General features: G+C 74.3%; 24 protein-coding genes. 3 read left to right on the forward strand and 21 right to left on the reverse strand.

Annotated features, from left to right (window positions below; all coding sequences use genetic code 11):
- Window positions 1-15 precede the first annotated feature (15 nt).
- The 3 genes from tpiA to gap are packed head-to-tail and all read right to left on the reverse strand — an operon-like array spanning window position 16 to window position 3,002.
- Complete coding sequence (gene tpiA, locus I4I81_RS08670; protein WP_218602886.1) at window positions 16-801, reverse strand: triose-phosphate isomerase; 786 nt, start codon at window positions 799-801, stop codon at window positions 16-18.
- On the reverse strand, window positions 802-1,992 hold the full coding sequence (locus I4I81_RS08675; protein WP_218602885.1) for a phosphoglycerate kinase: 1,191 nt from the start codon (window positions 1,990-1,992) through the stop codon (window positions 802-804).
- Window positions 1,989-3,002 carry a type I glyceraldehyde-3-phosphate dehydrogenase gene (gap, locus tag I4I81_RS08680; protein ID WP_218602884.1) on the reverse strand — a complete coding sequence of 338 codons (1,014 nt, stop codon included), beginning with the start codon at window positions 3,000-3,002 and terminating at the stop codon, window positions 1,989-1,991. Before gap ends, I4I81_RS08675 begins: the two co-directional genes overlap by 4 nt.
- A 225-nt stretch (window positions 3,003-3,227) precedes the next feature.
- Here gap and ppdK point away from each other — a divergent pair, with 225 nt between their 5' ends.
- Entirely contained in the window at window positions 3,228-5,996 is a 2,769-nt protein-coding gene (gene ppdK, locus I4I81_RS08685) for a pyruvate, phosphate dikinase (protein ID WP_218602892.1), read from the forward strand.
- Here the strand turns inward: ppdK and I4I81_RS08690 are convergent, their stop codons facing one another.
- From I4I81_RS08690 to uvrC, 6 genes are read right to left on the reverse strand one after another with little or no spacing between them, the layout of a single operon-like run.
- On the reverse strand, window positions 5,997-6,383 hold the full coding sequence (locus I4I81_RS08690) for a PIN domain-containing protein (RefSeq protein WP_218602883.1): 387 nt from the start codon (window positions 6,381-6,383) through the stop codon (window positions 5,997-5,999).
- Window positions 6,380-6,634, reverse strand: coding sequence for a type II toxin-antitoxin system CcdA family antitoxin (locus tag I4I81_RS08695; protein WP_218602882.1), 255 nt, complete (start codon window positions 6,632-6,634; stop codon window positions 6,380-6,382). Before I4I81_RS08695 ends, I4I81_RS08690 begins: the two co-directional genes overlap by 4 nt.
- 29 nt (window positions 6,635-6,663) lie before the next feature.
- Window positions 6,664-7,647 carry a DNA-binding protein WhiA gene (gene whiA / locus I4I81_RS08700; protein ID WP_218602881.1) on the reverse strand — a complete coding sequence of 328 codons (984 nt, stop codon included), beginning with the start codon at window positions 7,645-7,647 and terminating at the stop codon, window positions 6,664-6,666.
- Between the two features lies 1 nt (window position 7,648).
- Entirely contained in the window at window positions 7,649-8,683 is a 1,035-nt protein-coding gene (locus I4I81_RS08705; RefSeq protein WP_372453573.1) for a gluconeogenesis factor YvcK family protein, read from the reverse strand.
- Window positions 8,680-9,576 (reverse strand): RNase adapter RapZ, encoded by an 897-nt coding sequence (rapZ, locus tag I4I81_RS08710; RefSeq protein WP_226363837.1) that lies wholly within the window; start codon window positions 9,574-9,576, stop codon window positions 8,680-8,682. The genes I4I81_RS08705 and rapZ overlap by 4 nt, the downstream gene beginning before the upstream one ends.
- Window positions 9,573-11,528, reverse strand: coding sequence for an excinuclease ABC subunit UvrC (gene uvrC, locus I4I81_RS08715; RefSeq protein WP_218602880.1), 1,956 nt, complete (start codon window positions 11,526-11,528; stop codon window positions 9,573-9,575). The genes rapZ and uvrC overlap by 4 nt, the downstream gene beginning before the upstream one ends.
- Before the next feature lie 164 nt (window positions 11,529-11,692).
- Here uvrC and I4I81_RS08720 point away from each other — a divergent pair, with 164 nt between their 5' ends.
- Window positions 11,693-13,108, forward strand: a complete 1,416-nt coding sequence (locus tag I4I81_RS08720; protein ID WP_218602879.1) for a proprotein convertase P-domain-containing protein — start codon at window positions 11,693-11,695, stop codon at window positions 13,106-13,108.
- 83 nt (window positions 13,109-13,191) lie between these two features.
- Window positions 13,192-13,926, forward strand: a complete 735-nt coding sequence (locus I4I81_RS08725) for a DUF2786 domain-containing protein (RefSeq protein ID WP_218602878.1) — start codon at window positions 13,192-13,194, stop codon at window positions 13,924-13,926.
- 47 nt (window positions 13,927-13,973) lie between these two features.
- Here I4I81_RS08725 and I4I81_RS08730 read toward each other — a convergent pair whose 3' ends face one another.
- The 12 genes from I4I81_RS08730 to I4I81_RS08785 form a co-directional block, all read right to left on the reverse strand.
- Window positions 13,974-14,684: an HAD-IA family hydrolase gene (locus tag I4I81_RS08730; RefSeq protein ID WP_218615949.1), complete on the reverse strand. Its 711-nt coding sequence runs from the start codon at window positions 14,682-14,684 to the stop codon at window positions 13,974-13,976.
- 51 nt (window positions 14,685-14,735) lie between these two features.
- The gene (locus I4I81_RS08735) at window positions 14,736-15,752 is read right to left on the reverse strand and encodes a beta/alpha barrel domain-containing protein (protein WP_218604918.1); all 1,017 of its coding nucleotides are present in this window, start codon (window positions 15,750-15,752) and stop codon (window positions 14,736-14,738) included.
- Between the two features lie 54 nt (window positions 15,753-15,806).
- Window positions 15,807-16,070, reverse strand: a complete 264-nt coding sequence (locus I4I81_RS31545; RefSeq protein WP_372453660.1) for a hypothetical protein — start codon at window positions 16,068-16,070, stop codon at window positions 15,807-15,809.
- A 3-nt stretch (window positions 16,071-16,073) separates the two neighbouring features.
- Window positions 16,074-16,556 carry a PH domain-containing protein gene (locus tag I4I81_RS08745; RefSeq protein ID WP_218604919.1) on the reverse strand — a complete coding sequence of 161 codons (483 nt, stop codon included), beginning with the start codon at window positions 16,554-16,556 and terminating at the stop codon, window positions 16,074-16,076.
- Window positions 16,553-17,035, reverse strand: coding sequence for a 6,7-dimethyl-8-ribityllumazine synthase (ribH, locus tag I4I81_RS08750; protein WP_218604920.1), 483 nt, complete (start codon window positions 17,033-17,035; stop codon window positions 16,553-16,555). Before ribH ends, I4I81_RS08745 begins: the two co-directional genes overlap by 4 nt.
- Window positions 17,036-17,108: 73 nt before the next feature.
- Window positions 17,109-18,356 carry a bifunctional 3,4-dihydroxy-2-butanone-4-phosphate synthase/GTP cyclohydrolase II gene (locus I4I81_RS08755; RefSeq protein ID WP_218604925.1) on the reverse strand — a complete coding sequence of 416 codons (1,248 nt, stop codon included), beginning with the start codon at window positions 18,354-18,356 and terminating at the stop codon, window positions 17,109-17,111.
- A 56-nt stretch (window positions 18,357-18,412) separates the two neighbouring features.
- Window positions 18,413-19,030 (reverse strand): riboflavin synthase, encoded by a 618-nt coding sequence (locus tag I4I81_RS08760; RefSeq protein ID WP_218604921.1) that lies wholly within the window; start codon window positions 19,028-19,030, stop codon window positions 18,413-18,415.
- Between the two features lie 78 nt (window positions 19,031-19,108).
- Complete coding sequence (gene rpe / locus I4I81_RS08765; protein ID WP_218604922.1) at window positions 19,109-19,795, reverse strand: ribulose-phosphate 3-epimerase; 687 nt, start codon at window positions 19,793-19,795, stop codon at window positions 19,109-19,111.
- 18 nt (window positions 19,796-19,813) lie between these two features.
- On the reverse strand, window positions 19,814-21,301 hold the full coding sequence (locus I4I81_RS08770) for an RsmB/NOP family class I SAM-dependent RNA methyltransferase (RefSeq protein ID WP_218604923.1): 1,488 nt from the start codon (window positions 21,299-21,301) through the stop codon (window positions 19,814-19,816).
- Window positions 21,298-22,224, reverse strand: coding sequence for a methionyl-tRNA formyltransferase (gene fmt, locus I4I81_RS08775; protein ID WP_218615950.1), 927 nt, complete (start codon window positions 22,222-22,224; stop codon window positions 21,298-21,300). The genes I4I81_RS08770 and fmt overlap by 4 nt, the downstream gene beginning before the upstream one ends.
- Window positions 22,225-22,234: 10 nt before the next feature.
- On the reverse strand, window positions 22,235-22,783 hold the full coding sequence (gene def, locus I4I81_RS08780; RefSeq protein ID WP_218615951.1) for a peptide deformylase: 549 nt from the start codon (window positions 22,781-22,783) through the stop codon (window positions 22,235-22,237).
- A gap of 51 nt (window positions 22,784-22,834) precedes the next feature.
- A complete protein-coding gene (locus I4I81_RS08785; protein ID WP_218615952.1) occupies window positions 22,835-24,868 on the reverse strand; it encodes a primosomal protein N' in 2,034 nt (677 codons plus the stop codon).

Consider the following 24,868-nt stretch of genomic DNA (forward strand, 5'->3'; position numbering starts at 1 on the left):
AAGGCCCGGAGAACGCTACGGGAGCGGGCCGCCCGCCGCGATCGCGCACAGCTGGGCGAACTCGTCGGCATCGAGGCTCGCTCCGCCGACCAGCGCTCCGTCGACGTCGGCCTCCGCCACGATCTCGCCGACGTTCTTCGCCTTCACCGAGCCGCCGTAGAGCACCCGGACCTGCCCGGCGGTCTCCGCCCCGTACTTCGTCGCGACCGCCTCGCGCAGGGCCGCGCAGACCTCCTGCGCGTCGGCCGCACTCGCGACTCGACCGGTGCCGATGGCCCACACCGGTTCGTAGGCGATCACCAGCGTGGCGGCCTGCCCGGCGTCGACGCCCACCAGCGCGGCGGTGAGCTGGCGCGTGGTGTGCGCGACGTGCTCCCCCGACTCCCGGACCTCGAGGCCCTCGCCGACGCAGAGGATCGGCACGATGCCGTGCTTGATCGCGGCCCGCACCTTCGCGTTGACGGCCGCGTCGTCCTCACCGTGGATCTCGCGGCGCTCGGAGTGCCCGACGGTGACGTAGCGGCAGCCCAGCTTCGCGAGCATGACGCCGGAGACGTCGCCGGTGTACGCACCGGAGTCGTGCGGCGAGAGGTCCTGCGCGCCGTGCACCATCAGCAGCTTGTCGCCGTCGATCAGCGTCTGGACCGAGCGGATGTCGGTGAACGGCGGCAGCACCGCCACCTCGACCTTCGCGTAGTACTTCTCCGGCAGCGCGAACGCCAACTTCTGCACCAGCGCGAGGGCCTCGAGGTGGTTGAGGTTCATCTTCCAGTTGCCGGCGATCAGCGGCTTGCGTGCCATCTACTGCTCCAGTACCGCGATGCCGGGGAGGGTCTTGCCCTCCAGGTACTCCAGCGACGCGCCGCCGCCGGTCGAGATGTGCGAGAAGCCGTCCTCGGGCAGGCCCAGCGCGCGTACCGCCGCGGCCGAGTCGCCACCGCCGACGACGGAGAAGGCGCTCGAGTCCACGATCGCCTGCGCCACCCCGCGGGTGCCCTCGGCAAACGGCGCCAGCTCGAACACGCCCATCGGCCCGTTCCAGAACACCGTGGCCGCCCCGGAGAGCACCTCCGCGAACGCCGCGACGGACTCGGGGCCGATGTCGAGGCCCTTCCAGCCGTCGGGGATCGCGTCGGCCGCGACGGTCCGCGTGTTCGCCTCGGCCGAGAAGTCGTCGGCCACCACGACGTCGGTGGGCAGCACGATCTTCCCGGACTCCAGCAGCGTGCGGCAGGAGCCGATCTGCTCGCGCTCGAGCAGCGAGTCCCCCACGCCGTAGCCCTGCGCGGCGAGGAACGTGAAGCACATCCCGCCGCCGACGAGCAGCGCGTCGACCTTCGGCAGCAGCGCCTCGATCACGGCCAGCTTGTCGGAGACCTTCGACCCGCCGAGCACCACGACGTAGGGACGCTTCGGCGCCTCGGTGAGCGCGCGGAGCACCCCGACCTCGGACAGCACGAGCCCGCCCGCGTAGGCGGGGAGGTCCTGCGCCACGTCGTAGACCGACGCCTGCTTGCGGTGCACGACGCCGAAGCCGTCGGAGACGAACGCGCCGTCGTCGCCGGTGAGGGCGACCAGCTCGTCGGCCAGCGCCGCCCGGTCGTCGTCGTTCTTCGACGTCTCGCGCGGGTCGAACCGGATGTTCTCCAGCATCACGACGTCGCCCGCCGCCATGCCGAGGTCGCCGCGGCCGGCGTCCCAGTGCTTCTGGCTGATCAGCCGCACCGGGGCGCCGAGCAGCTCGCCGAGCCGGGAGGCGGCCGGCGCCAGGGACAGCGCCGGGTCCGGCCCGCCCTTCGGACGGCCGAGGTGCGCGACGATGATCACCTGCGCACCCGCCCCGGAGAGCTCGGAGATCGTGTGGACCGAGGCCCGGATCCGGCCGTCGTCGGTGATCTCACCGGCGTCGTCGAGCGGGACGTTGAGGTCGGAGCGCACGAGGACCGGACGGCCCTCGACGCCCTCGTCGATGAGGTCGTCGAGAGTCTTCACAGCTTCGAGGCCACCAGCCCGGTGATGTCGACGAGGCGGTTGGAGTAGCCCCACTCGTTGTCGTACCAGCCGACGATCTTGACCTGGTTGCCGATGACCTTGGTCAGGCCCGCGTCGAAGATGCAGGAGTGCGGGTCGGTGACGATGTCGGAGGACACGATCGGGTCCTCGGTGTAGAGCAGGACACCCTTGAGCGGACCCTCGGCCGCGGCCTTCATCGCGGCGTTGACCTCCTCGGCGGTGGTCTCCCGGCCGACGGTCGCCGTCAGGTCGGTGGCCGAGCCCGTGGGGATCGGGACGCGCAGCGCGTAACCGTCGAGCTTGCCCTTGAGGTGCGGCATGACCAGCGAGATCGCCTTCGCGGCGCCGGTGGACGTCGGCACGATGTTGAGCGCGGCGGCGCGGGCGCGGCGGAGGTCCTTGTGCGGGCCGTCCTGCAGGTTCTGGTCCTGGGTGTAGGCGTGGATCGTGGTCATCAGACCCTTCTCGATCCCGACCAGGTCGTCGAGCACCTTGGCCATCGGGGCGAGGCAGTTCGTCGTGCAGCTCGCGTTCGAGATGATGTTCTGGCTGCCGTCGTAGTCGCCGTCGTTGACGCCCTTGACGATCGTGATGTCCTCCCCGGAGGCCGGGGCGGAGATGACGACCTTCTTGGCACCGGCGTCGAGGTGCTTCGACGCGCCGTCGCGGCTGGTGAAGATGCCGGTGGACTCGACCACGACGTCGACGCCGAGGTCCTTCCAGGGCAGCTCGGCCGGGTCGCGCACGGCGAGACCCTTGAAGCCCTTGCCGTCGACGAGGATCTCGTCGTCGGTGGAGGACACCGTGTAGGGCAGGCGGCCCAGGATCGAGTCGTACTTGAGCAGGTGCGCCAACGTGGCGTTGTCGGTGATGTCGTTCACCGCCACGATCTCGATGTCGCTGGTTCCGGCCTTGCGCTGCGCGTCCACCGCGCGCCAGAAGTTGCGCCCGATCCGACCGAACCCGTTCACGCCTACGCGCACCGTCACGCCGTGCCTCCTGAGACTCGTCACTTCCGTCGGGGACGACCCTAGCGTCCGCACCCCGACACGGGCACCGTCCGGTTCGGAATCGATACACCCGACCCGACCGGGACATCCGGAATCGATCACGGCCCGGGCGGGCCATTGAGCTGACGCGCACGTCACACGTAGCGTCGCTCCGATGTGCGCCGGGCCACCCCCGGCGTCGACCCTGTGGGAGGCGTCGTGACGATGGTGCAGCAACCCGGATCCGGTCGGGCCCGGTCCAGGCAGCCCGAACGGGCACCGCTGGTGTTCGACTTCTCCGAGGGCGACCGGACGCAGGTCGACCTGCTCGGCGGCAAGGGCGCCAACCTCGCCGAGATGACCAAGCTGGGTCTGCCGGTGCCGCCCGGGTTCACCGTCACCACCGAGGCCTGCCGGTACTACCTGGAGCGCGGCGAGGAGCCGCAGTCGCTGCGCGTGCAGATCACGATGGCGCTGCGCCGGCTGGAGAACGACCTGGGCCGCCGCCTCGGCGACGTCGTCGACCCGCTGCTGGTGTCGGTGCGCTCCGGCGCCAAGCACTCGATGCCCGGGATGATGGAGACCGTCCTCAACGTCGGACTCAACGACTACTCCGTGAAGGGGCTCGCCGAGGCCGCGCAGGACGAGCGCTTCGCCTGGGACTCCTACCGGCGGCTCATCCAGATGTTCGGCCGCACCGTGCTCGACATCCCCGCGGAACGCTTCGAGCACGAGCTCGACGCGGTCAAGGCGCGGGCGGGCGTCGCCACCGACGTCGAGATCCCCGTACCGGCGCTGATCGAGCTGGTGGAGGAGTTCAAGCACATCGTCCACGACGCCACCGGCCGGGACTTCCCGCAGGACCCCCGCGAGCAGCTCGACCTCGCGATGCGCGCGGTGTTCAACTCCTGGAACACCGACCGCGCGCGGCTCTACCGCCGCCGTGAGCGGATCCAGCACGACCTCGGCACCGCGGTGAACATCTGCGCGATGGTGTTCGGCAACCTCGGTGAGACCTCCGGCACCGGCGTCTGCTTCACCCGGGACCCGGCCAGCGGCCAGCCCGGCGTGTACGGCGACTACCTGTCCAACGCCCAGGGCGAGGACGTCGTCGCCGGTATCCGCAACACCCTGACGCTGGAGGACTTCGCCGCGCTCGACCCGTCATCGCACGCCGAGCTGACCCGGATCATGCGGCGCCTGGAGACCCACTACCGCGACCTGTGCGACATCGAGTTCACCGTCGAGCGCGGCAAGCTGTGGATGCTCCAGACGCGCGTCGGCAAGCGCACCGCGGCGGCCGCGTTCCGGATCGCGACCCAGCTGGTGGACGAGCGGCTGATCACCAGCGACGAGGCTCTGGCCCGGGTCACCGGCCACCAGCTCGCCCAGCTGATGTTCCCCCAGTTCGACGTCGACGCCGAGCGCACGCTGCTCACCCGCGGCATGGCGGCCTCCCCCGGCGCCGCCGTCGGCAAGGTCGTGTTCGACTCCGCCACGGCGGTCGCGTGGGCCGCCCGCGGCGAGTCGGTGATGCTGGTGCGCCGCGAGACCAACCCCGACGACCTCGAGGGCATGATCGCCGCCACCGGCGTCCTGACCAGCCGCGGCGGGAAGACCTCGCACGCCGCGGTCGTCGCGCGCGGGATGGGCCGCACCTGCGTGTGCGGGGCGGAGGAGATCGAGGTCGACCTGGCCGCCCGCACGCTCAGCGTCAACGGCACGCAGGTCGCCGAGGGCGAGGTGCTGTCGATCGACGGGTCCACCGGTGAGGTGTTCGCCGGCGAGCTCCCGGTCGTCGCCTCCCCCGTCGTGATCTACCTGGAGCAGGGGCTCGACGCCGCGCTCGCGGAGGCCGACGAGCAGACCGGCGAGCTGGTCCGCAGCGTCGACCGCCTGCTGCGCCACGCCGACCAGGCCCGGCAGCTGCGGGTCCGGGCCAACGCCGACACCGCGGAGGACGCCACCCGGGCCCGCGACATGGGCGCGGAGGGCATCGGGCTGTGCCGCACCGAGCACATGTTCCTGGGCGAGCGCCGCGTCCTGATCGAGCGGCTGATCCTCGCCGACGGCCCGGAGGCCCGCGACGCCGCGCTGGCCGAGCTGCTGCCGCTGCAGCGCGCCGACTTCGTCGCGCTGCTCGAGGCGATGGACGGGCTGCCGACCACGATCCGGCTGCTCGACCCGCCGCTGCACGAGTTCCTGCCCGACCGCACCGAGCTCGCCGTCCGGGTCGCGGTGGCCCAGGCCACGGGCCGCGGCGAGGAGCCGGAGGTCGAGAAGGACGTCACGCTGCTGGCCGCGGTCGACCGGCTGCACGAGTCGAACCCGATGCTCGGTCTGCGCGGGGTCCGGCTGGGGCTGAGCGTGCCCGGGCTGTTCGCGATGCAGGTCCGGGCGATCGCCTCCGCCGCGGCCGACCGGATCGCGGCGGGCGGGCGCCCGGTCGTCGAGATCATGGTGCCGCTGGTCGGGTCGGTGATGGAGCTGCACCTGATCCGCGACGAGATGGACGCGGTGCTCGCCGAGGTCGCCTCCGCGGCGGGCGTCGACCTGCACATCCCGATCGGCACGATGATCGAGCTCCCCCGGGCCGCGCTGACGGCCCGGCGGATCGCCGAGGCCGCCGAGTTCTTCTCCTTCGGCACCAACGACCTCACCCAGACGACGTGGGGCTTCTCCCGTGACGACGTCGAGGCGTCGATCTTCGCGACCTACCTCGACAAGGGCGTCTTCACCGTCTCGCCGTTCGAGTCCCTCGACCGCGACGGCGTCGGCGCGCTGATCAGGATGGCGGTGCAGGCCGGGCGCGAGGTCCGGCCCGACATCAAGCTCGGCATCTGCGGCGAGCACGGCGGCGACCCGGATTCGGTGCACTTCTTCCACGACGCGGGGCTCGACTACGTGTCGTGCTCGGCGTTCCGGGTGCCGGTGGCGCGGCTGGAGGCGGGGCGGGCGGCGCTGGCCTCGGACACGGCCGGGGGGTCGCTCTAGTCAGGCGGCGACGATCGTGACCGGCACCCGGGCGTGGGCGGCGAGTGCGCCGAGATCGCCCGGGTCGCCGGTCACGACGACGGGATCGGGCCGCTGCGCCGCGAGCGCGGCGACGACGGCGTCCACGGCGGTGATCGTGCCGGCGCGACCGGTGAGCGTGCGCAGCCGGGCCGCTTCGCGGGCGACGTGCTCGTCGACGACGACGACCACGCAGCTGCTCAGGAACCGGTTGACCGCGTGATCCCGACGGTGGTCGCCGGTGAGCGACTCGACCAGGACGACAGCCGGGACGAGAGCGGGCCAGCCGAACCGGAGTCGCAACCGTGCCGTGTCCGCGGTGCTGGCGGCCAGCAGGCTGATCCCGCCCGAGTCCAGGACGAGGGTCACGCGCTCTCGGCGCGCGTGCCGCCGACGACGAACGCCCGGTCGATCCTGGCGTCGGCCTCGGCGATCTCCTCCGGCGTGCTCGGCCCCTGCTCCGCCTCCATCTCGGCCAACCAGCGGTCGAGCTCGGCGTTCTTCTCCATCCGCACCAGTTCGTCGGTGAGCCCGGCAGCGGCGGCGGCGGAGACGTTGAGTCCGGCCGCCCGCGCACGGGCCAGCAGCTCGTCGGGGATCGTGATGTTCACCCTGGCCATGCGCACAGAATACACATCATCCCCCGGACTCAGCTCTCGTCGAGCATCTCCGCGGTGACCGCCGAGTCGGTGTCGGGGATGCCGAGGTCCGCGGCCCGCTTGTCGGCCATGTGCAGCAGCCTGCGGATCCGCCCCGCCACGGCGTCCTTCGTCATCGGCGGGTCGGCGAGCTGGCCCAGCTCCTCCAGCGACGCCTGGGTGTGCTCGGCGCGCAGCTTCCCGGCGGCCTGCAGGTGCTCCGGGACGTCCGGGCCGAGGATCTCCAGCGCCCGCTGCACCCGCGCCGACGCGGCCACCGCGGCCCGGGCCGAGCGGCGCAGGTTGGCGTCGTCGAAGTTGGCGAGGCGGTTGGCGGTGGCACGCACCTCGCGGCGCATCCGCCGCTCCTCCCACGCCATCACGCACTCATGAGCACCCATGCGGGTGAGCAGCGCGCCGATCGCGTCGCCGTCGCGGACGACCACGCGGTCGGCGCCGCGCACCTCGCGGGCCTTCGCGGTGACGCCGAGCCGACGCGCCGCGCCGACGAGCGCGAGCGCGGCCTCCGGGCCGGGGCAGGTGACCTCCAGTGACGAGCTGCGACCCGGTTCGGTGAGCGAGCCGTGCGCGAGGAACGCCCCGCGCCACGCCGCCTCCGCGTCGCACACCCCGCCGGAGACGACGGGCGGCGGCAGGCCCCGGACCGGACGGCCGCGGGCGTCGAGCAGGCCGGTCTGGCGGGCCAGCCCCTCGCCGTCGCGGACGACCCGCATCACGTACCGGGCGCCGCGGCGCAGCCCGCCCGGCGAGATGACGTGCGCCTCGCAGGTGTGGCCGTAGAGCTCGTGGATGTCGCGGCGCAGGCGTCGGGCGACGGAGCCCGTGTCGACCTCCGCCTCGATCACGACGCGGCCGCCGACGATGTGCAGGCCGCCCGCGAAGCGCAGCAGGGCGGCGACCTCGGAACGCCGACAGCACGGCTTGGTGACGACGAGCCTGCTCAGTTCGTCCTTCACCGCTGCGGTCATCGCCATGTCAGGAACCTCCGGAGTGCTGAGTCTGACCATCCGGCGGCGTGCTCACCGGATGCGGTGCCTGCGGACCGGCCACCACCGCGTCGAGCGCATCGGCCAGCGCCACCGGGTCGTGGCGCGGCATCACGGCGTCGGCCGCGACCGGGGCCAGGTGTACCCGGCCGCCGGGCGACAGCATCGACGACGCCGCACGGTGGAGCCGATCAGGCACCGGCACCGCGGCGACGTCGGCGACGACCGCGTCCACCCTGAGTGCCGGTGCGTGCTCGGAGAGTACGGCCAGGTGTCTCTCCGGTGAGAACCCGGCGGTCTCTCCGGGCTCGGGAGCGAGGTTGAGCACCACCACGCGCCGGGCCGATGCGGCAAGTACGGCGTCGCGGAGCTCGGGGACGAGCAGGTGCGGCAGCACGCTGGTGAACCACGACCCGGGACCGAGGATCAGCAGGTCGGCGGCCCCCACGGCGGCCACGGCCTCGGCGCACGCCCGCGGCCGCTGCGGCTGCAGCCAGACCCGCCGGACCCGGCCCGGGGTGGACGCCACGGCGACCTGGCCGCGGATCCGGTGCGGGCCGCCGCTGCCCAACCCGGTGACCTCCGCCTCGATGTCGAGCGGCTCACGGCTCATCGGCAGCACCCGGCCGCGGACGCCGAGCAGCGACCCGACCTCGTCGAGCGCGGCGACCGGGTCGCCGAGGGTGTCCATCAGCCCGGCCAGGAGCAGGTTGCCGACGGCGTGCCCGGCCAGTGCCCCGGTGCCGCCGAAGCGGTGCTGCACCAGGGTGGTCCAGCGCTGCCCGGCGACGTCGTCGGAGGCGAGCGCGGCCATCGCCATCCGCAGGTCACCCGGGGGCAGGGACCCCAGCTCTCGGCGCAGCCGGCCCGAGGACCCGCCGTCGTCGGCGACGGTGACCACCGCCGTGACGTGGGCGTCGACGACCCCGCGCGCGGCGAGGACCCGCAGTGCGGAGAGGGTGGCGTGCAGGCCGTGCCCGCCGCCCAGCGCGACCGCGCGCAGAGGCCGCGCCGGACCCGTCACTCCCGCCCCAGGTCGCGGTGCGCCACATTGACCGTGACGCCCTGGTCCCCCGCGAGCCGCCGGGCGATCTCCTCGCTGATCGCCACGCTGCGGTGCTTGCCGCCCGTGCAGCCGACCGACACCGTCAGGTAGCTCTTGCCCTCGCGCCGGTACCCGGCCCCGACCAGGCGCAGCAGCTCCAGGTAGCGGTCGATGAACTCCATCGCCCCCTCCTGGCTGAGCACGTAGTCGCGCACGTCGATGTCGCGGCCGGTGTGCTCGCGCAGCTCCGGGATCCAGAACGGGTTGGGTAGGAACCGGACGTCGACGACGAGGTCGGAGTCCATCGGCAGCCCGTACTTGTAGCCGAACGACACCAGCGTGACGCGGGTGAGCTGCTCGAACTCCGCGCCGAACGTGCGTTCCAGGGTGGCCCGCAGCGTGGGTACGGAGACCGTGGAGGTGTCGACGACGAGGTCGGCGCTCTCGCGCAGCGGGCGCAGCAGCGCGCGCTCGGCCGCGATCCCGTCGACGAGGCGGCCGTCGCCCTGCAGCGGGTGGCTGCGGCGGACCTGCTCGAACCGGCGCACCAGCACGGCGTCGGTGGCCTCCAGGAACAGCAGCCGGGGCCGGTAACCGCGGGCGTCGAGGTCCTTGATGACGGCCCCGAGATCGGCGGAGAACGCGCGGCTGCGGACGTCCATGACCACCGCGATCCGCGCGACCTCGCCGCGGGCCCGCGCCCCGAGGTCGACCATCGTGGCGATCAGCTCGGGCGGCAGGTTGTCGACGACGAACCACCCCAGGTCCTCCAGCACCTTGGCCGCGGTGCTGCGCCCTGCCCCGGACAGGCCGCTGACCAGCGCGACCTCGATCCCGGACCCCGTCGGGACCGGCACATCCTCGGTGCTCACGAGCTCTCCCCCTGGAGGGCGGCCAGCACGGCCGCTGCGGTGCGCGGCCCGAAACCGGGCAGCGCGGCGATCTCGTCGACGTCGGCGGCCCTGAGCTTGCGGACCGACCCGAAGTGCCGCAGCAGCGCGCCGCGCTTGGCCGGGCCGAGTCCGGGCACCCCGTCGAGCTCGGAGCTCGTCATCCCCTTCGACCGCCGCTGGCGGTGGTAGGCGATGGCGAAGCGGTGCGCCTCGTCGCGGAGCCGTTGGAGCAGGTAGAGACCCTCGGAGGTGCGGGACAGGATCACGGGGTCGGGCTCTCCGGGCATCCACACCTCCTCCAGTCGCTTGGCCAGGCCGCACACGGCGACGTCGGTGATCCCGAGCTCGGCGAGCACGTCGGCGGCCGCCTGGGCCTGCGGGGCCGCCCCGTCGACGACGAGCAGGTTCGGCGGGTAGGCGAACCGGCGCGGTCGGCCGGTCTCCGGGTCGATCCCCGGACGAGACCCGACGTCGAGGGTTTCGCCCGCATCGGCCGAGCCGTTACCGGTCTCACTCAGATAGCGGCGGAACCGGCGGCGTACGACCTCCGCGATCGAGGCGACGTCGCCCCGCTCGGCGGCGTCCTTGACCTCGAAGCGGCGGTAGTCGGACTTCTTCGCCAGCCCGTCCTCGAACACCACCAGCGACGCGACGACGTCGGTGCCCTGCACGTGGGAGACGTCGATGCACTCGATGCGCAGCGGCGCGGTGTCGAGGCCGAGCCCGTCCTGGATCTCCTGCAGCGCGGCCGAGCGGGCCGTGAGGTCGCCCGCCCGGCGCAGCTTGTGCTGGGTGAACGCCTCCGCCGCGTTGCGGGCCACGGTCTCGGCGAGCGCCCGCTTGTCCCCGCGCTGCGGCACCCGGATGCCGACCCGGGACCCCCGCAGGTCGGAGAGCCAGTCGGCGAGCGCGTCGACCTCGGCGGGCAGCTCGGGCACGAGGATCTCGCGCGGGACCGGTTGGGCGGAGTCGTCGCTCGACTCGGCCAGCGACGCCTGTTCGCCGTAGAACTGCACCAGGAACCGCTCGACGAGCTGCGCGGTGTCGGTGGGCTCGACCTTGTCGATCACCCAGCCGCGCTGCCCGCGCACCCGGCCGCCGCGGACGTGGAAGACCTGGACCGCGGCCTCCAGCTCGTCGTCGGCGAACGCGACGACGTCGGCGTCGGTGCCGTCACCGAGCACGACGGCCTGCTTCTCCATCGCCCGCTTGAGCGCCCCGATGTCGTCGCGCAGCCGGGCCGCGCGCTCGAACTCCAGCCCCTCGGACGCCTCGGCCATCCGCCGCTCCATCTGGCGGACCAGGTGGTCGGTGCGGCCGGCGAGGAAGTCGCAGAAGTCGTCGACGATGTCGCGGTGCTCCTGCGCGTCGACCTTCCCGACGCACGGCGCCGAGCACTTGTCGATGTAGCCGAGCAGGCACGGCCGGCCCATCTGGCCGTGGCGCTTGAACACCCCGGCGGAGCAGGTGCGGGCCGGGAACACCCGCAGCAGCAGGTCGAGCGTCTCGCGGATGGCCCAGGCGTGGGCGTAGGGACCGAAGTAGCGGACGCCCTTGCGGCGCGGGCCGCGGTAGACGTGCAGCCGCGGGTACTCCTCACCCACCGTGACCGCGAGGACCGGGTAGGTCTTGTCGTCGCGGTAGCGGACGTTGAACCGCGGGTCGAACTCCTTGATCCAGTTGTACTCGAGCTGGAGGGCCTCGACCTCGGTGCCGACCACCGTCCACTGCACGCCCGCAGCCGTGGTGACCATCTGCCGGGTGCGTGGGTGCAGCCCGGAGAGGTCGGCGAAGTAGGAGTTGAGGCGCTGGCGCAGGCTCTTCGCCTTGCCGACGTAGATGACGCGCCCGTGCACGTCGGAGAACCGGTAGACACCGGGGGCCTCCGGGATGGAACCGGTGGCCGGGCGGTAACTGGCGGGATCAGGCATGGCCGCTCCAGGGTAGGACGGCCCCCCGACGGTCCGCGGCACCGGGCCGGGGACCGGTCCCCGGCCCGACTCCGCATGCTGGCCTCCGACCGGGTGTATTGCTAACAACGCGTGACCCGACGACGATCCGACACGCAGACGACGAGCCCGGGAGGCCCCCCACCATGACCGATCCGAACGGACCTCCCCCGTCCGGCTGGAACCAGGGCGGCTGGTCCACCGCGGGGTCCGTGCCCCAGGGTGGGGACGCGGGCGGCGGCCGGCACCCGGACCCGGCGGCCCAGCACCCGGAGACGGCGGGCCAGCACCCGGAGACGGCCCAGTACCCCGGGGCAGGCCAGTACCCCGGGGCAGGCCAGTACCCCGGGGCAGGCCAGTACCCCGGCGCGAACCAGTACCCGTCGGACCCGAACCACCAGCCGGACCCCTACGCCGACCCGAGCCGGTACCCGGCGACCGCGCAGTACCCCGCCGGCCAGTTCCCCGCCGGCCAGTACCCCGCCGGCCAGTACCCGGGGTCGGCGTACCCGGGGTCGGCGTACCCCGGCGGGCAGTACGGCGGCTACCCCGGTGGCCAGCAGCCCGCCGACCAGCAGGCCGGTGACCGGTACGGCCCCCCGCACGGCGGGCGGCAGTACCCGGACCAGGGCGGCTGGAACGCCGCGTACGGCGCACCGCAGCCCGCCCCGCCGGGCCGGGGGAAACGCACCGGGATCGTGATCGCCGCGGTGGTGGCCTCGGTGGCGATCGTGGCGGCGGTCGTGGTGGTCGTCCTGCTCAACCGCTCCCCCGACCCGAACTCCCCGATCGCGCAGGGCACCTCCAGCGACGCGCTGCCGATCCCGGACAACACCGCGGGCGGCGCGACCAGCACGATCACCCTCGACGGCGACGCCGAGGTGGGCCGGCTCGACGTCGTGCTGGACGTCCAGCACATGTACCCGGGTGAGCTCACCGGTGTCCTGACCGCACCCGACGGGCGCCGGGCGGTGGTGTTCGCGCGGGCCGGCACCGGCGGGCGGGTCGCGCTCTCGACCACCCAGGCCTCCTCTCCGTTGACCAACCTGCTGGGCGGGCCGGTCGCCGGGGCGTGGGCGCTGACGTTCTCCGACGAGGTCTCGGCCGACGCCGGCACCCTGAACAGCTGGGAGATCACGGCGTACCCGGCGGCGCCGGACGCCCCGGCCCCCACCGCCGCACCGGCGCGGGGCACCTCGAACCCGGCCCTGGCGATCCCGGACGACGACGGACTCATCGGCGTCACCGACGTGATCGACCTCGGCGGCTACGGCACCGTCGACCGGATGGTCGTCGACGTCTCGCTCACCCACGAGGTCAGCAGCGACCTGCGGATCGAGCTGCGGTCGCCGCTGGGGCGGACGGTCGTCCTCACGGACTACGAGGCGGGCCTGTCCAGCGGGGGGACGGTCGCGCTGAACCTCGACTCGTCCGCGCCCGGGTCGCCGCTGGCCCCGCTCCTCGGGGAGCCCCTGGCCGGGCCGTGGCAGCTGCGGGTCTACGACGACATCATCATCGACACCGGCACCCTGGACAGCTGGGAGATCACCGTCAACGGCTGAGGTACGACGTCGGGCGACCGATCCTGTCGGACCCCCGTGCTATCCCTGTCCTCGACACGAACACGCGTTCGAGGGAGGTCCGGATGGGCGCCGACAAGCTCGACACGGTCCGCAAGCTGCTGGCCAAGGCCGAACGGGCCGCCACGGGCGAGGAGGCCGAGGCCTACACGGCCAAGGCCGTGCAGCTCATGGCCCGGCACGGCATCGACGACGCGCTGCTCGGCGCGACCGATCCGGGGCACGACGAGATCGGCGTGTGCCGGGTCGCGGTGGACGACCCGTACAGCGCCGGGAAGGCGCGCCTGCTCGGCTGGGTCGGGCTGGCGCTGGGGTGCCGGTGCGTGCTGCACGGAGTGAGCGGTGGCCGGTTCACCGCCGTCACGGTGTTCGGGCACGCGTCGGACCGCGCGCGGGTGGAGATGCTGCACACCTCGTTGCTGCTGCAGGCCACCTCGCAGCTGGTGCGGTTGCGCCCGCTCGATCCGCGCGAGTCGGTGGCGGCCTACCGTCGGTCGTGGCTGCACGGGTTCGCGGTGGAGGTGTACCGCCGGCTCACCGCAGCAGCGGAGCAGGCCGCGCACGACGCCGAACACGACGCGGCCGGGCGGTGCGACGGCGGCCCGTCGGTGGCGCTCGTGCTGGCCGACCGGCACGACCGCGTCGAGCAGGCGTGGGCCGAGGCGTTCCCCGACCTGGGCCGCGCCCGGCGCACGGTGCTGAGCGGCTCCGGTCACCACGACGGCGTGCGGGCCGGGGCGCGGGCCGACCTGGGCCGCGACCGCGTCGGGCCACCCCGTGCCCCGGCCCTGGGCCGGTGAGCGGCCCGCACCGCGGGCGGCTTCGCCGTCGGCGTGCGGGGCGGGCCTCAGGCGGGCAGGGCGAGGAGGCGGTCGACCACGGTGTCGACGCGGGTCGCGCTGACGTGCGGCGGCTCGACGACCGCCGGGACCCGACCCTCCAGGCGGGTCGCGAGTGCACCCACCATCCCGGCCCGCACGGCCCCGTGCACGTCCCAGGAGTGCACGGCCACGAGCGCGGTGCGGTCGGGCGGGGAGTCGACCCGGCCGCAGACCCAGTCGTAGACCCGCGGGGGCGGCTTGAACGAGGACAGGGCCTCGGCCGAGTGCACGCCGCGCAGGTAGGTGCGCAGCCCGGCGCGGTCCAGCGCGTCGCACGCGGTCCTCGGGTCGCCGTGGGTGAACGCGTAGGTGGGCACCCGGGCGCGGGCCAGCGCCATGAGGGCGGGCTCGACGTCGGGGTGCGGGGGCAGGTGGGCGAACCCGTCGAGCACGTGGTCGAGGGCCTCCTCCGACAGCGTGTGCCCGGTGGTCGTGCGCAGCGCCGCGCGGGCCACCTCACCGAACGGCGGGGCCGCCCCGGCGAGGGTCAGCGCCATCCCGTCGCGCAGGGTGCGGGTGAAGAACAGCTCCCACTCGTGGGCGGGACGGCCGACGTCGACGAACCGGACGCCCAGCGCGTCGACCTGCAGCATCGTCTCGAACACGTCGAACAGCACCACCCGCGGGCGGCGGTCGGCGGCCCGTGGGCGGGGGGTCTCCTGCGGAGACGTCGTCATTGCCGTTGCTCCTTTCGGAGCAGGGTCGCTGCTCCCGCGGCGGATCCTGGCTCAGACGACCGGAACCGGACGATTCGGGAGCGTGTCCCAGCGCCGAACGGCCTTGAGGACGCGCCGAACGTGCAGGGCGCGGAGCGGGGCGAGGGCGTACCCGGGGTAGCTGGCCAGCCACACGGCGCTACCGAGGCTCACGGCGTCGGCCCCCGCCCAGAAGTACTCGCGGCAGTCGTCGGCGGTGCGCACTCCACCGGTGGCGATGATCGGAAGCGTCACACCCGCCTCCCGCAGCTCCGACACCACGCGCAGCCCGATCGGCTTGATCGCCCGCCCGGACAGGCCCCCGTACCGGTTGGCGAGGAACGGCTCGCCGGTGCGCGGGTCCAGGCGCAGCGCCTTGACGGTGTTGATCGCGGTGAGCGCCGAGACCCCGGCCGCGGCGGCCTGCTTCGCGTTGCGCACGTAGTCGTAGTCGGGCGAGAGCTTGAGGATCACCGGGTGGTGGCTGCGGGGCACGGCCTCGTCGAGCACGTCCTGCAGGATCGCCGAGAAGTCGAAGTTGACGTTGTGGCAGCTCACGTTGAGCTCGACCGCGGCGATCTCCCCCGCCGGCACGGCGGCGTTGACGCGGTCGACGAGCGCCACGAACTCCTCCGCGGAGAACCCGCCCAGCGAGATGATCGTGCGCTGGGCGCGGGTGCGCGGGTAGTAGTCGCGGAGGTAGGCGTCGATGCCGACGTTGCACCAGCCGAAGGCGTTGACCCATCCGCCGTCGGTGCTGCGCAGTACCCGCCCGTAGCGTTTGAGCAGGCCGGGGAGCTCCCCGAGGGAGTAGTCGTCGCGGGTGCTGAAGTGCCCCTCGCGCGGCTCCACCGTGACGGTGCGGGTGGTCACCGCACCGAACTCCTCCAGCGGCACGAACATCGACACCGGGCTCATGCCGTAGGGCAGGAGCGGGGAGTTCGCCACCCCGTACCCGAGGAGGCTCGACGAGGTGACCAGCCGGTTGCGGAGCACGATGTCGCCCAGCCGCACCTCGCCGTGGTCCTGGACCTGCTTCGCTCGCAACACGCCCCGATGCTACGTGGCGGGTCCGTCGCCGACGGCGTGCCGGGGCCCAGCGCGCTACGCGGCGGGCAGCAGGGCCTCAGCGGGGTGCACGGCGCGCACCAGGCCGCCGTCGAGCGCCTCGGCGGCGTCGGACACGCGGCCGGTCATCGTCCACTCCGACGCCCGGCTGATGCCCACGACGCGCGGCGGGAACCAGCTCGACGCCCTCGCGCAGCTCGTCGCCCCTGCGGCGGTGAGCGCGTTGAGCCGGTCGGGCCGGTCCAGGGTGAGGGTGAGCACGCCCTCGGCGAGGGCGTAGCGGATCTGCTCGAGGTCCACGCCTCAGGTCGCGCGGCCCGCGGCGTGCAGCGCGCGCAGGCCCCGCATCGCCTCCACCGCCCGCTGCCCGTCGACGGCCTGCACCGCCATGACCGGCACGTACTCGTAGTCGGGGAGGTCGATCCGGGCCCAGGACGCGCCGTCGGGGAACGCGACGCCCTCCACGTCGGTCCACGCGAAGTGCCTGGTGGCGATCACGTTGCGCACCTCGATGCCCGCGGCGTCGGCGCGCACCCGGGGCCGGGCCATCAGCAGGCAGCCCCCGGCGATGAACAGCCCGATCAGCACCAGCGCGGCCTGGTCGGCCTCGCGGAAGAACACGCCGGTGTCGCTGTTGCGCAGCACGAGCGCGATCGCGACGAACAGCACGACGATCACGATCGCCGACGCCCAGGAGATCACCAGGGCCCGCAGCGGGCGCAGCGTCAGGGTCCCGCCCTGGCCCGTCCAGCCCCGGTCCGTCCTGCTCTCGCCGGTCTCGGTCATGCGTCCTTCCTCAGGTCCCGCAGCAGCACCGCGGTGTGCAGGGCCGCCAGGCAGGCCTCGGCGCCCTTGTCCTCGGCCGACCCCGGTCCACCGGAGCGGTCGACCGCCTGGCCGTGCGTGTCGCAGGTCAGGACCCCGTTGCCGACGGGGGTGCGCTCGTCGAGGGCCACGCGCGTCAGCCCGTCGGTGACGGCGTCGCAGACGTACTCGAAGTGCGGGGTGCCGCCCCGGATGACGGCGCCGAGGGCCACCACGGCGTCGTGCGTGCGGGCGAGCTCCTGGCAGACCACCGGCAGCTCCACGGTGCCCGAGACCCGCACCACGGTGGGCTCCGGCGCGCCGGCCTCGCGCGCGGTGGACACGGCCCGCTCCAGCAGCAGGTCGACGATGTCGACGTGCCAGCTGGTGGCGGCCACGGCGACCCGCAGGCCCGTGGCGTCGGGCAGGGTGCCGACGACCGGCCGGCCCTCCCCGCTCACGAGTGCTCCTCGCTCACGCCCGCCGGCTGCGTTCGCGGACGCGGCTGCGCTGACGGTGGGCTCGCACACTCGCTCACGACGGGACCCCGGCAGCGTCCGGACCCTCCAGGTCGGGCAGGTCGTGGCCCATGCGGTCGCGCTTGGTCCGCAGGTAGGCGAGGTTCTCGGGGACGGCCCGCACCGGCAGTGCGACGCGGCCGTTGACCGTCAGGCCGTAGCCCTCCAGCCCCGCGCGCTTGTCCGGGTTGTTGGTGAGCAGACGCATCGAGCGCACGCCGAGGTCGGCGAGGATCTGCGCGCCCATGCCGTAGTCGCGGGCGTCCGCGGGCAGGCCGAGGGCCAGGTTGGCGTCGACGGTGTCGGCCCCGGCCTCCTGCAGCTGGTAGGCCTGCAGCTTGTGCAGCAGGCCGATGCCGCGGCCCTCGTGCCCGCGCATGTAGAGCACGACACCGCGTCCCTCGGCGGCCACGGCCTCCAGGGCGGCGTCGAGCTGGGGGCCGCAGTCGCAGCGCAGCGAGCCCATCACGTCGCCGGTGAGGCACTCGGAGTGCACACGCACCAGCACGTCCTCGCCGGTGTCCTGCTCGGTGCCGACGTCACCGCGGACCATCGCGATGTGCTCGATGCCGTCGAGGACCGAGTCGTAGCCGAACGCGGTGAAGTCGCCGTGGGCGGTGGGGATCCGGGCCTGCGCGACGCGCACGACGTGCTTCTCGAAGCGCCGGCGGTGCGAGATGAGGTCGGCGATCGTGATGAGCGTGAGGTCGTGCTCGTCGGCGAAGATCCGCAGCTCCTCGCCGCGGGCCATCTCGCCCTCGTTCTTCTGCGACACGATCTCGCACAGCGCGCCGGCGGGGGCGAGCCCGGCGAGGCGCGAGAGGTCGACGGCGGCTTCGGTGTGACCGGGGCGGCGCAGCACGCCGCCCTCGCGGGCCCGCAGCGGCAGCACATGCCCGGGACGTACCAGGTCGTTGGCGCCCGCGGCCGGATCGGCGAGGAGCCGGATGGTGTGCGCGCGGTCCGCCGACGAGATGCCGGTCGTGATGCCCAGCCGCGCGTCGACCGTCACCGTGAACGCGGTGCGGAAGCTGTCGGAGTTGGTGTGGTGCATCGGTGGGAGGTCGAGGCGGTCGCACTCGGTCTCGGTGAGCGCCACGCAGATGTAGCCCGAGGTGTAGCGGACCATGAACGCCACCAGCTCCGGCGTCGCCATCTCGGCGGCGAAGATGAGGTCGCCCTCGTTCTCGCGGTCCTCGTCGTCGACCACGACCACGGCCTTGCCGGCCTTGAGGTCGGAGAGGGCCTGCTCGATGGCCTCCATGCCGCTGAGCGGCGAGCCGCCGCCCGTGTCCGTGTCGCTGTCCACATCTCCACCGTTCATCGGGCTGCCCCGGCGCCGTATCCGCCGACCAGCCGTTCCACGTACTTCGCGAGGACGTCCACCTCGATGTTGACGGTATCCCCCGCGCGCCTGATCCCGAGTGTGGTGTGTGCCAGGGTCGTCGGGATCAGCGCCACCGTGAACGTGTCGGGTCCGACGGACGCGACCGTCAGCGACACCCCGTCGACGGTGATCGAGCCCTTCTCGACGACGTACCGCGCGAGGTCGGCGGCGAGGCTGAACCTCAGCTCGTCGCTGCGCTCGGCCGGGGTGCGCGAGATCAGCGTGGCGACGCCGTCGACGTGGCCCTGCACGATGTGCCCGCCGAGGCGACCGGACACCGGGACGGCACGCTCCAGGTTGACCGGCGTGCCCGCGGTCACGGCCGCGAGGCTCGACCGCTTCAGGGTCTCGGGCACCAGCTCCACGCTGAACGTGCCGTCGGTGCTGCCCTGCGGGTCGATCACCGTGAGACAGACGCCGTTGACGGCGATCGAGTCGCCGTGCCCGGCGTCGCCGGTGACCAGCGGTCCGCGCACGGTGAACACCACCACCTCGGCGCTCTCGCGCACGGCGACAACCTCGCCCATCTCCTCGACGATGCCGGTGAACATCCGCGCCGCCTCTCCTCGCTCCTGCCCGTGCCAACCCTCGGGCCCACCCGGATCATCCCCCGAACGGTGCCGGGCGCGTCAGGCGGTCCAGGTCCGGTGCGGTGACGCGGACCGCACCTGGTCGCGTAGTGCGGCGACGGCGCGGGCCGGGTCGTCGGCCCCGTAGATCGCCGACCCGGCCACGAAGCAGTCGACGCCCGCCTCCGCGGCGGCCTCGACGGTGTCGGTGTTGATGCCGCCGTCGATCTCGACGATCAGCGTCAGGTGGCCGGTGTCGACGAGGCGCCGCGCGGTGCGCACCTTGTCGAGCACCTGCGGCAGGAAGCTCTGGCCGCCGAACCCGGGTTCCACGCTCATCACCAGCAGCGTGTCGTAGTGGCGCAGCACCTCGACCCACGGCTCCAGCGGGGTGTCCGGCTTGATCGACAGGCCGGCCCTCGCCCCCGCCGCGCGCAGGTTCTTCGCCAGCATGACGGGGTCGGCCGCGGCCTCGGCGTGGACGGTGACGTTGTGCGCGCCCGCCTCCGCGTAGCCCGGCGCCCAGCGGTCCGGGTCCTCGATCATGAGGTGGCAGTCGAGCGGGATCCCGGTCGCCCGGAGCAACGACTCGACCACCGGGAGGCCCAGTGTGAGATTCGGCACGAAGTGGGCGTCCATGACGTCGATGTGCAGCCAGTCGGCCCCCACCCCCGCCGATCCCGCGACGGCGGCGGCCTCGTCGGCGAGGCGGGCGAAGTCGGCCGACAGCATGCTCGGGGCAATCATGGGGTGCACCGCAGCAGGTTACGGGGCTCCCGGCGCCCGGGGGTCGAGCGGGCGGCGCAGGACGGCCAGGAACATCGCGTCGGTGCCGTGGCGGTGGGGCCAGAGCTGGGCGGTGGGGCCGTCGCCGAGGTCGCCGACGCCGGGCAGGAGCTCGCGGGCGTCGAGCAGCTCCGCCTTCGCCCGCCGCGCCACCCCGGTGACGACGCCGACGGTCTCCGACAGGTGCGGCGAGCAGGTCACGTAGGCGACCACTCCCCCGGGCCGGACGTGGCGCAGCGCGGCGGTGAGCAGCTCGCGCTGCAGCTTCGCGAGGCCCGGGACGTCCTCGGGGGTGCGGCGCCAGCGGGCCTCGGGGCGGCGGCGCAGGGCGCCGAGCCCGGTGCACGGGGCGTCGACCAGCACGCGGTCGAACCCGCCGTCGGGCAGCGGGGCCTCGCGGCCGTCGGCGTGGTGGACGGTGACCGGCAGCCCGTCGACGGCCCTGCGGACCAGCTCGGCCCGCTGCTCCCCCGACTCGACGGCGTCGACGGTGACGCCGTCCATCTGCGCGAGCCCGCCGAGCAGCACGGCCTTGCCGCCGGGCCCGGCGCACAGGTCGAGCCAGCGGCCGGTGTCGTCGCCGACCGTGGCGGCGCGGGTGAGGGCGAGCGCCACGAGCTGGCTGCCCTCGTCCTGCACGACCGCGAGGCCCTGGGAGACCGCGTCGAGGTCGCCGATCGCGCCGGAGCCGGCGTCGAGGTGCACGGCGTAGGGCGAGTACGGGCCTTCGGCGCCGCCGGTGGCCAGGGCCAGCTCCTCGGCGGTGATCTCGCCGGGGCGGGCGAGCAGGTGCACCACCGGGCGCGCGTCGTCGGCGGCCAGCGCCGCGTCGACCTCGTCGAGGTCGCCGAGTGCGTCGGCGAAGGCCTGCGCGATCCAGCGCGGGTGGGCGTGGGCGAACGCGGCGTGCCCCAGCGGGTCCTCGGTGGCGTCGGGCGCGAGCCGGGCGACCCAGGCGGCCTCGTCGTACTCGCCGACGCGGCGCAGCACCGCGTTGACGAAGCCCGCGGAGCGCGACCCCGCGTCGGCGCGGACCAGCTCGACGGTGGCGTGGACCGCCGCGTGCGCGGGCACCCGCATCCGCAGCAACTGGTAGGCGCCCAGGCGCAGGGCGTCGAGCAGCGCGGACTCCACCTTGACCAGCGGGCGGTCGGTGCAGTGCGCGATGACGGCGTCGAGCAGGCCCTGGGCGCGCAGGGTGCCGTAGCCCAGCTCGGTGGCCAGGCCCGCGTCGCGGTCGTGCAGCTTGTGGCGGCGCAGGATCGCGGGCAGCGCGAGGTTGGCGTAGGAGTCGCGCACCCGCACCGACGTCAGCAGCTCCAGCGCGGCACGGCGCGGCAGGTCGGGCTCGGGTGGGCGCGCGGGGCCCTGGCGCCCGCGCGGCGGGCCGGATCCGCGGCGCACGCCGGTACGGCGGTCGCCCCCGGCCCGGCTCCCGGCGCCCGGCGCGCGGTCCTTGGGCGTCATGTCAGCAGCTCCCCGGCCTCGATGCGGACCCCGCGCGCCCAGTCGGCGGCGGGCATCGCGCGTTTCCCGACCGGGCGCACCTCGCCCAGCTCCAGCACCCCGGTGGCCGTGCCCACCAGCACCCGCTTCTTCTCCGGCGCCAGCTCGCCCGGTTTCAGCACGACGTCGTGCTCGACGGGCCGCACCGGGCCCAGCCCGAGGCGCTCGTCGCGGAACGTGGTCCACGCGCCCGGATCGGGGGTGACCGACCGGACCGTGCGGTCGACGACGTCGGCCGTGTGCGTCCAGTCGACGCGGGCGTCGGCGGTGAGCACCTTGGGCGCGTGCGTGACGCCGTCGACCGGCTGGACGCGCGGCACGAGGGAGCCGTCGGCGATGCCGTCCATCGTGGCGACGAGCAGGACCGCGCCGGATTCGGCGAGCCGGCCCAGGAGGTCGCCCGCGGTGTCGGTGGGCCGGACCGCCTCGGTGACGACACCGAACACGGGCCCGGTGTCGAGGCCCTCCTCCAACAGGAACGTGCTCGCGCCGGTGATGTCGTCACCGTGCCGGATGGAGGACTGCACGGGGGCGGCGCCGCGCCAGGACGGCAGCAGCGAGAAGTGCAGGTTGACCCAGCCGTGGCGGGGGATGTCCAGGGCGGCCCGGGGCACGAGCGCCCCGTAGGCGACGACCGGGCAGCAGTCGGGCTCGAGCGCAGCCACGGCGTCGAGGAACTCCGGCTCCGACGGGCGCGCGGGCGTCAGCACCGGGATGCCGGCCTCGTCGGCGACCTGACCGACGGCCGAGCGGGTGACCTTGCGGCCGCGGCCGGCGGGGGCGTCGGGGCGGGTGACGACGGCGACGACCTCGTGGTCGGAGCCGAGCAGGGCGCGCAGGGCGGGGACGGCGGGGGCCGGGGTGCCGGCGAAGACGAGCCTCATCGGACCCGCCTCATCGGACCCTGCCGAACAGCGGATGCGGGCTCTCCCGGACGACCGGCACGGGGTCGCCGAACCACTCGGCCGCCCGGATCTCGGCCATCGCCAGCTTGCGGGTCTCGGCGTCGAGGCGGTCGACGAACAGCACGCCGTCGAGGTGGTCGGTCTCGTGCTGGATGCAGCGGGCGAGCAGTTCGCTGCCCTCGATCTCCAGCGGCTCGCCGTGCACGTCGAACCCGCGGGCGACGACGTGCAGGTGGCGGCGGCAGTCCCAGCCCAGGCCGGGGATCGACAGGCAGCCCTCGGGCCCGATCTGCTCCTCGTCGCCGACGACCTCGAACGTGGGGTTCACCAGGTGCCCGGCGAAGGTGTCGCAGTCGTAGGTGAACACCCGCAGGCTCACACCGACCTGCGGCGCGGCCAGCCCGGCACCGCCCTCGTCGTGCATCGTGTCGGTGAGGTCGGTGACCAGCTTGCGCAGCTCCGCGTCGAACGTGGTGACGGGCGCGGCGGGCGTGCGCAGCACGGGGTCACCGAAGAGGCGGACGGGCTGGACGGGCACGGATCTCCTACGCGAGGTGGGGCGGCGGGGGCGGCTGCCGATTCTGCCACCTCACTCGATCGCGACGGGATCCAGCCGCACGCGGACGGGGTCGGGGGCCTTGCGGGCGGTGCGCGCGGCCTGGGCGCCGTGCAGGGCGGCGGCGAGCTCGCGGCCCCGGGCGCGCGGCACCCGGAGCAGGGTGCGCTCCCGCTCGATCCCGTCGGATGCGGGTGGCTCGATCCCGACGGGCCCCAGCTCCTCGACCTCCAGCACCGCCCGCACCTCCTCGACGACCTCCGCCACCGCCGCGGCGACGCCTTCGACAGCGGCCATCCGCACCGCGGGCGGGAACCCCACCTCGGTGCGCGCGGCGAGCTCGGCGGCCGCGTGGTGGGCCGGGTCCCAGCGCACCAGGGCCTGCACACCCGGCAGCGACGCGTCGGCGGTGCTGACGACCCGCCCGCCGTCGGTGTGCGGGACGACCAGCGCGGCCGCCGCCAGCCAGCGGCGCAGCGTCTCCTCGGCGACCCGCAGGTCGGGGCGCGAGAGCATCGCCCAGCCGTCGAGGAGCAGGGCGGCGCCGTAGCCGCCGTCGGCGGGGGGCTCGGCCCCCGGCGTGGCGACGACGAGCGACGGCCCGGACGGCACCGACGCCAGGACGGCGGCCCCGCCGCCGGACGCGCGCACGGTGACCCCGGGGAACGCCCGGCCCAGTTCCTCGGCGGTGCGCCCGGCCCCGACGACGCCCGCGCGCAGCCGTCGCGACCCGCACGCCGGACAGCGGAACGCCGGGTCCGGGCGGCCGCACCAGCGGCAGTGCGGCAGGGCGGGCGACGCAGCGGCGTCGGGATCGGCCCCGCGGCGCAGGCCGAGCGGTCCTGCGCAGTGCCGGCACCGCGCGGTCTCGCGGCATTGGCCGCACGACAGCCACGGCACGTACCCCGAACGCGGGACCTGCACGAGCACCGGCCGCCCGCCGGCGAGTGCGGCCCGCGCGGCCTCGAACGCGACGTGCGGCAACCGGGCGGCGCGGGCGTCGGGGTCGCGGGCGAGCAGCGCCCCGTCACCCTCTCCGAGCGCCTCGATCCGGGGCATCGCCGCCCGCACGACCTCCCGGGGGGCCACCACCTCCCGCGCCCAGCCCGACTCCACGAGCAGCTGCGCCTCGGCCGTGCGCGCGAACCCGGCGACGACCAGCGCCGCCCCGGCCGAGTGGGCCCGCACCATCAGCACGTCGCGGACGTGCGGGTAGGGGGCACGGGGGTCGGCGTGCAGGTCGTCGCCGTCGTCCCACACGACGAGCAGGCCCGGCCGGGCGATCGGGGCGAACGCGGCCGCCCGGGTGCCGACGACGACCCGCACCTGCCCCCGGCGCACCGCGAGCCAGCGACGGTAGCGCTCGGCGGGGCCGAGCTCCGCGGTGAGCGCGACGACCGCACCCGCGCCGACCCGCTCGGCCAGCGCCGCGTGCAGCGCGTCGACGTCGCGCTGGTCGGGGACGACCAGCAGGGCCCCGCGCCCGGCCGCCGCGGTGGCCGCCGCCGCCTCCGCGAGCCGCGCGGTCCACGACTCCCCCGGCAGCGCCTGCCACACCGCGTGTGCGGCGCGGCTGCCGCCCAGTGCGTCGAGCAGGGCCGTGCCGTGGCGGTAACGCGACCACCCCGCCGGGTCGGCGACCGACGCCGCAGGGTCCGGGGCGGGGTCGCGCACCTCCTTCTCCACGCGCGCGTGCCGCGGCGGCACCGCGAGCCGCACGACGTCGGCGAACACCCCCGCGTAGCGGTCGGCGACGGTGCGGCACAGCACGGCGACCTCGGCGGACAGTGCGGGCTCCGGCGACACCACCTTGTCGATCCACCCCAGCCGGCCGCCGTGGTCGGAGGCCGCCACCCGCTCGAGCAGGTAGCCGTCGAGCACGCGCCCGGCGAAGCGCACCCGCACCCGGACGCCGGGCTGGGCGTCGGCGTCGAGGTGGGAGGGCACGCGGTAGTCGAACGGGCGGTCCAGGTGCGCGAGCGGGACGTCGACCGCCACGCGCGCGACCGGCAGGATCTCGGCCCCGATCCACTGCCCGCGTGCCGGGGCGGGACGGGTCGAGGTCAT

Source organism: Pseudonocardia abyssalis, assembly GCF_019263705.2.
Lineage (GTDB): Bacteria > Actinomycetota > Actinomycetes > Mycobacteriales > Pseudonocardiaceae > Pseudonocardia > Pseudonocardia abyssalis.